Below are 5566 nucleotides of genomic sequence, written 5' to 3' on the forward strand. Positions count from 1 at the left end.
CTGCCACTACTTTTTTGACCAAGTATAACGATAGAGCCATCTTCAGCCTCTACAGCGTCAATTCCGCTATCATCTTCAGGTGAGCCATACTTTTTACTCCACAGCAACTCGCCTCTACTTGAAAATCTACTTAAATATATATCACTCAGTCCTAGACCACCCTTAAAAAGGCTATTAGTCTGTGGTTTTGAAGTTGTAGATGAGCCGATTATCAAAACACCACCGTCACGCAAAAGATGAATCTTGTTCATCTTATCTTGATTTGGAGTTCCAAATATTTTGTGAAATATCATGTTTGCATTAGAGTCAAGTCCAACAACTATAAGTGAACCATCAAGAGTGTTACCACCTATAATATAGCCATTATTGTGAGTTTTAACTACGCCAAAAGCCTCGGCAAATTGTGAGAGTGTAACTGATTTTCTAAGTTCTATCTCTGCTTGTGAACCTACTTTTATAAGATGCATTAAAGAGCCATTTGAGCTTGACAATGAAGCTAGATAATCAAAAGCATTTCTATATACACCATCAACTGGCCCATCTGTACCTTTTTTATAAGGTTTTATAAAACCAACAGCACTCATAGAGCGGTCAAAATCCTCTGTAATATCAAGAAGTGCATTGTTAAATGGTTCATCAATGATTATAGAAAAGGGTACTGGTTTTGCGTAAAGAGAAGAGATTAATAGAATGATTGTTAATAGATAGTGCATATGTCTACTTTTTTAACTATAGTGTAGCAAAAAATATTCCTAAATGATATGTTATAAAGGTTGAGGGGTTTGAAGTTAAAAATGCCCAAAAAGGGCACTTTATTGAAAATTATCTTAAATTTTCAAATGGAGCAGTTACAACTGTAGTACGAGTTACTGTATATGGAACTAATGCCGCAGCACGAGCTCTTTTAATAACTGTAGCTATCATGTCTTGGTGACGTTTACAGTTACCTGTTAAACGGCGAGGCATGATTTTATATCTCTCTGAAAGTGAGAAGCGAAGAGCTCCTACATCTTTATAGTCCATGAAGTCAACTTTTGCTTCACAATATTTACAGTATCTTTTTTTATACTTTCTTCTTTCTGCCATGTTATCTCCTTGTGTTATCTAATATTCTAAAATGGAATTTCATCTTCATCAATGTCTATCTCAGGGATAGAGCTGTTACTTGGCATTTGTTGTTGCGCACTTGGCTTCTGATAGCTTTGTGGCTGCTGTTGTTGTTGATAGCTTGGTTGCTGGTAGCTCTGATTTGGCTGATTTTGTTGCGCAGGATATTCATCTGATTGCGCAGCAGCACTGTTTTTAGAGTCTAACATCTGCATAGTTTCAACAACAACAGAATGCTTAGAACGTTTCTGCCCGTTTTGATCTACCCATTGATCAAAGTTAAGTCTACCTTCTACTAGGATTTTACTCCCTTTTCTAAGGTATTGGTTGGCTATCTCTGCACTTCTTGCAAAAAATGTAATATCTACAAAACAGACTTCTTCTCTCTTTTCACCATTTACGGTAAATTTGCGGCTTGTAGCAAGGCCAGTATTAGCTATGCCCATTCCACCTTGAGAGTATCTTAGTTCAATGTCTCTTGTTAAATTTCCAACCAAAATAACTTTGTTATACATGAATATTCCTTCTTTTGTTTAGGCGTTAGCCAATTACTGTGACGTTTTTGTCTCTACTCTTCTTCATCTTTTTCAAAAGCTGCTGGAATTACAACTTCTTCTTCAACTTTAGCTTCGCCAGCTGGTTGAGTTGCTTTTTTTATAGCTTTTTGAACTAGTTGATTCCAAGCTGTTACTTCACGGTTAGTATCGTATTTGATAGTTACAAAACGAAGTAATTCTTCATTTATACGAAAACGTCTCTCAATTTCGCTAATCGCTGAAGGATCAACTGAATAGTAGATAACATGGAAATATCCACGCTCGTTTTTTGCAAGTGGGTATGCTAATTTTCTCATTCCCATTGCATCTCTTGCTGCTATTTCGCCACCGTTTGAAGTAATTACTTCTTCAATTGCGTTGATGTTAGCTTGAATTTCTTCAGCTGTTAATGTTGGTTTTACGATTACTAGGTTTTCGTAATTTCTCATAGAGTATAATCTCCCTTTGGTATTTCGCCCATAAAATAGGCTTTTGTTTCCCTTTCGGATGTATATATATCGAAATATATTATCGATACAAAGAGAAAGGAACGGCGGATTATACAAAAAAGTTACTTAAAAAGATAGTAAGCCGTTATATATTTTATTTTTTTAGGATATAGTTTTATTCAATAAATATGGAGATTATATGTCAAAAAGAAAAAAAGCTAGTCCTAAAAAAAGTTCAAATTTTTTAACTTATTTTGTCTGGAGTTTAGCATTTATTGTTATGCTTTTAGGGGCATTTGTTGCTGGATATTATGTTGGTCATGATGGTGCAAAAGAGGATGCCCTTAAAAAAGAGCAATCCAAAGAAAAAATAAAACAATCGATGATAAAAAAACTAGAACAAGAGAGCGCCAAAAGAAAGAGCCTTAAAGATGAGCAAAGCGTTAGTGAGAGACTAAAGGAGGTTTTAAAAAAAGAACCACTTCCGCCTGAGCCATCAAAAGAGCCAAATGAGGACAATTTGACATCATCTCTTTCAATAAAAGAGGTGGTTGCTCAGTATGAGGATGCTTCACATGAAGTTGAGGAAGCAGTTTTGCCTAAAGCTATTGAGCGTAAAGTTGTAAAAAGCACTAAGAGACCAAAACTTGCAATTATTATTGATGATATTAGTGTTAAGTCACACGTAAACGCTGTAAAGAGTCTTCATTTACCAATAACTATGTCTTTTTTACCGCCAAGTAAAGCTAGACCATCTTCTGCTATTCTAGCATCACAAGAGAGTTTCTATATGGTTCATTTGCCAATGGAAGCGCAGAATTTTAAGGCAGAAGAACCACTAACATTAAGAGTAGATGATTCTAGTGAAAAAATCGTACAAAGAGTTGAAGAGATAAAGAAGCTTTTTCCAAAAGTAAAGTATCTTAACAATCATACGGGGAGTAAATTCACAGCAAATGAAGTTGCTATGGATAAACTTATTTTGGCTCTCAAAAAATCAAATATAACTTTTGTAGATAGTAGAACAACAGGGGATTCTAAAGCGCAAAAAGTTTTAAAAAAATATTCTCTAGAGTATATAGGAAGAGATATATTTTTGGATCATAAAATGGATAAAGCATATGTATTATCACAGATTAAAAGAGCAATTGAGGTTGCAAAAAAACATGGAAGTGCTGTAGCCATAGGTCATCCACATCCAAACACAATCGCAGCACTCAATGAATCAAAAAAGCTTTTTGCAGATGTTGATTTAGTTCTGGTGAACAAGCTATAAAACATGAGTAAGATAGAGTTTGAAATCCCTGAACTTCTATCTATGAAGAAATACCCAAAAGAGCTTTTTTATAACGGGAATCTCCCTCTTTTAAATAGTGTAAAAATCTCAATTGTAGGAAGCAGAAAACCTACTAAATACTCAAGACTATTTATAGATAAACTCTCCTCTACTTTGTCAAATAACGGTATATGTATAGTAAGTGGTGGAGCTATGGGAATAGATGCAACTGCTCATATTGGGGCTGGCTCTTTTAATACCATAGCAGTTTTACCATGCGGCGTTGATGTTAGATATCCAGCCGTAAACAAGAACTTACTAAATGATATAGAGAAAAATGGACTTTTATTAAGTCAGTTTGAACGTGGATATAGTGCGACTCCATGGAGTTTTGTAGTGAGAAACGAGTTAGTCGTTGCTCTTGGAGAGGTTTTAGTTGTTGGTGAAGCAGAGATAGATAGCGGTACTATGAGAAGTGTAGAATTTGCACTAAAGATGGGCAAGAAGATTTTTGTACTTCCTCAACGCCTTGGAGAGAGTGATGGTACAAACCAACTACTGCGCGATAAAAAGGCAGAAGTAATCTATGATATAGATGAGTTTGTCTCGAGATTTTCTACAAATACAACCAATACCCCAAAAATAAAAGATGAGTTTATGGAGTTCTGCGCTACAAATCCAACTTATGATGTAGCTTTAGCTAAGTATCCACAAAGGGTTTTTGAAGCAGAGTTAAACGGAGATATAAAAATAAAAAATGGCGTAATAATAAAGCTATAAAATCAACATAGCATCGCCATAAGAGTAGAATCTATACTCTTTCTCAATCGCTACGCTGTAAAGCTCTTTTGCTTTATCTAGTCCCACAAAAGAGGCAACTAACATAAGTAGTGTTGATTTTGGGAGATGGAAGTTTGTGAGTATATGATTTACTCTAAGAGGCTTGTTGTTTGGATGCAAAAAAAGATTTGCTTCTCCTCTTTGTTGCTCTTTATTTCTTGCGTAAAACTCTATGGTTCTTGTAGATGTTGTTCCAACGCTTAGTAATGCAATGTCTGAATCAAGTAGTTCTTTTGCTGAGTCAGAAATATCGTAATACTCGGAGTGCATAGGGTGCTCTAATATCTTCTCGCACTCAACAGGCTTAAAAGTGCCACTCCCTACATGAAGCGTAATATAGGCATGTGCAAAGTTTGAGCAGACTCTCTTGTGCTGCTCTTTTGTAAAGTGAAGTGAGGCCGTTGGAGCTGCTACTGCGCCTTCTTCTTTAGCAAATACACTCTGATACTCGCTCTCATCCTCTTTGTTATCTTCTCTTTGGATATATGGTGGAAGTGGAATATGACCTATCTTCTCTATGATAGGAAGTACCTCTTCAAAACGCAAAAGAGAGTCGTTTTTATAGAAGTTTACAACTCTGCTTCCGTCTTCAAGTATTTCTATTACCTTAGCAACTAAGCCTGATCCTAGAGATATAATAGTTTCTACTTTAACTTTTCCTCTTATAAAAACATGAATATTATGTGCATCTAGTGCTCTGTTTATTAGAAGTTCAATCTTTGCGCCACTCTCTTTTTGCCCAAAGAGTCTTGCTTTTATAACTTTTGTATCATTGAAAATAAGTGCACAATTTTTAGGGATAAATTTTTCTAAATCATAAAAATATGCATGTGAAATCTCACCACTCTCTCTGTTATAAACAAGAAGTTTTGCACTGTCTCTTGGGTTAGCTGGATGGGTAGCTATGAGCTCTTTTGGGAGAGTGAAATTATAGCTGGAGGTGAGTAGCTCGCTGCTACTCATATTAGTTCTCTATTTTCTTTGTATCTTCTTCAACTTCTTCTTCATCATCTTCTTCTTCAAGAGGAGGTGCAGGATTTACAGCTCTAACGATTAAAATAGATGCGCCATAAAGAAGGATAAGTGGAACGGCCATGAGCAGTTGTGTTAAAACATCAGGAGGCGTTAAAAGTGCTGAGACGATAAAGATAAGAACAATCGCGTATCTGAAAAACTCTTTCATCTGTCTATCGTTAATCATGCCAAGAAGTGCTAAGAAGTAAGCAAAAACTGGAAGCTCAAATGCTATTCCAAAACCAAACATAATTTTTGTAAAAAATCCTACATAATCTTCAATGTTGATAAGTGGAGTAAATTTAAAACTACCAAATGTTATAAGAAAGTCAAAACCAAAAGGA

At 35.5% G+C, this 5566-nt stretch carries 7 protein-coding genes and 1 pseudogene; 2 read left to right on the plus strand and 6 right to left on the minus strand.

The annotated features are described in order from the left end of the window. From PHI38_RS08705 to rpsF, 4 genes and pseudogenes are all read right to left on the minus strand, one after another. Positions 1 to 713 (minus strand): annotated as a pseudogene (locus PHI38_RS08705) (hypothetical protein); the annotation flags it as partial. 109 nt (positions 714 to 822) lie between these two features. Beyond that, positions 823 to 1086 (minus strand): 30S ribosomal protein S18, encoded by a 264-nt coding sequence (rpsR, locus tag PHI38_RS08710; RefSeq protein WP_299855154.1) that lies wholly within the window; start codon positions 1084 to 1086, stop codon positions 823 to 825. A gap of 26 nt (positions 1087 to 1112) precedes the next feature. Further along, on the minus strand, positions 1113 to 1622 hold the full coding sequence (locus tag PHI38_RS08715; protein WP_299855157.1) for a single-stranded DNA-binding protein: 510 nt from the start codon (positions 1620 to 1622) through the stop codon (positions 1113 to 1115). A 53-nt stretch (positions 1623 to 1675) separates the two neighbouring features. Then, positions 1676 to 2092 (minus strand): 30S ribosomal protein S6, encoded by a 417-nt coding sequence (gene rpsF, locus PHI38_RS08720; RefSeq protein WP_299855160.1) that lies wholly within the window; start codon positions 2090 to 2092, stop codon positions 1676 to 1678. A 199-nt stretch (positions 2093 to 2291) separates the two neighbouring features. On the opposite strand from rpsF, the gene PHI38_RS08725 reads away from it, so the two are divergent. Both PHI38_RS08725 and PHI38_RS08730 read left to right on the plus strand, forming a co-directional pair. Continuing rightward, the gene (locus PHI38_RS08725; RefSeq protein WP_299855163.1) at positions 2292 to 3368 is read left to right on the plus strand and encodes a divergent polysaccharide deacetylase family protein; all 1077 of its coding nucleotides are present in this window, start codon (positions 2292 to 2294) and stop codon (positions 3366 to 3368) included. A 3-nt stretch (positions 3369 to 3371) separates the two neighbouring features. Next, positions 3372 to 4148 carry a DNA-processing protein DprA gene (locus PHI38_RS08730; RefSeq protein WP_299855165.1) on the plus strand — a complete coding sequence of 259 codons (777 nt, stop codon included), beginning with the start codon at positions 3372 to 3374 and terminating at the stop codon, positions 4146 to 4148. Here PHI38_RS08730 and queA read toward each other — a convergent pair. Both queA and PHI38_RS08740 read right to left on the minus strand, forming a co-directional pair. Next, positions 4143 to 5171, minus strand: coding sequence for a tRNA preQ1(34) S-adenosylmethionine ribosyltransferase-isomerase QueA (queA, locus tag PHI38_RS08735; RefSeq protein WP_299855168.1), 1029 nt, complete (start codon positions 5169 to 5171; stop codon positions 4143 to 4145). The two genes, PHI38_RS08730 and queA, sit on opposite strands and share 6 nt — an antisense overlap. A gap of 1 nt (position 5172) precedes the next feature. Continuing rightward, the coding region (locus PHI38_RS08740) for a twin-arginine translocase subunit TatC (RefSeq protein ID WP_299855171.1) at positions 5173 to 5566 on the minus strand (394 nt) is incomplete at its 5' end.

Source organism: Sulfurimonas sp., from assembly GCF_028694895.1.
Lineage (GTDB): Bacteria > Campylobacterota > Campylobacteria > Campylobacterales > Sulfurimonadaceae > Sulfurimonas.

What these genes read in the sequence shown, in the direction of transcription:
- rpsR (WP_299855154.1), bottom strand. Translation starts at nt 1,086, where the DNA reads ATGGCAGAAAGAAGAAAGTATAAAAAAAGATACTGTAAATATTGTGAA.
- PHI38_RS08715 (WP_299855157.1), bottom strand. Translation starts at nt 1,622, where the DNA reads ATGTATAACAAAGTTATTTTGGTTGGAAATTTAACAAGAGACATTGAA.
- rpsF (WP_299855160.1), bottom strand. Translation starts at nt 2,092, where the DNA reads ATGAGAAATTACGAAAACCTAGTAATCGTAAAACCAACATTAACAGCT.
- PHI38_RS08725 (WP_299855163.1), top strand. Translation starts at nt 2,292, where the DNA reads ATGTCAAAAAGAAAAAAAGCTAGTCCTAAAAAAAGTTCAAATTTTTTA.
- PHI38_RS08730 (WP_299855165.1), top strand. Translation starts at nt 3,372, where the DNA reads ATGAGTAAGATAGAGTTTGAAATCCCTGAACTTCTATCTATGAAGAAA.
- queA (WP_299855168.1), bottom strand. Translation starts at nt 5,171, where the DNA reads ATGAGTAGCAGCGAGCTACTCACCTCCAGCTATAATTTCACTCTCCCA.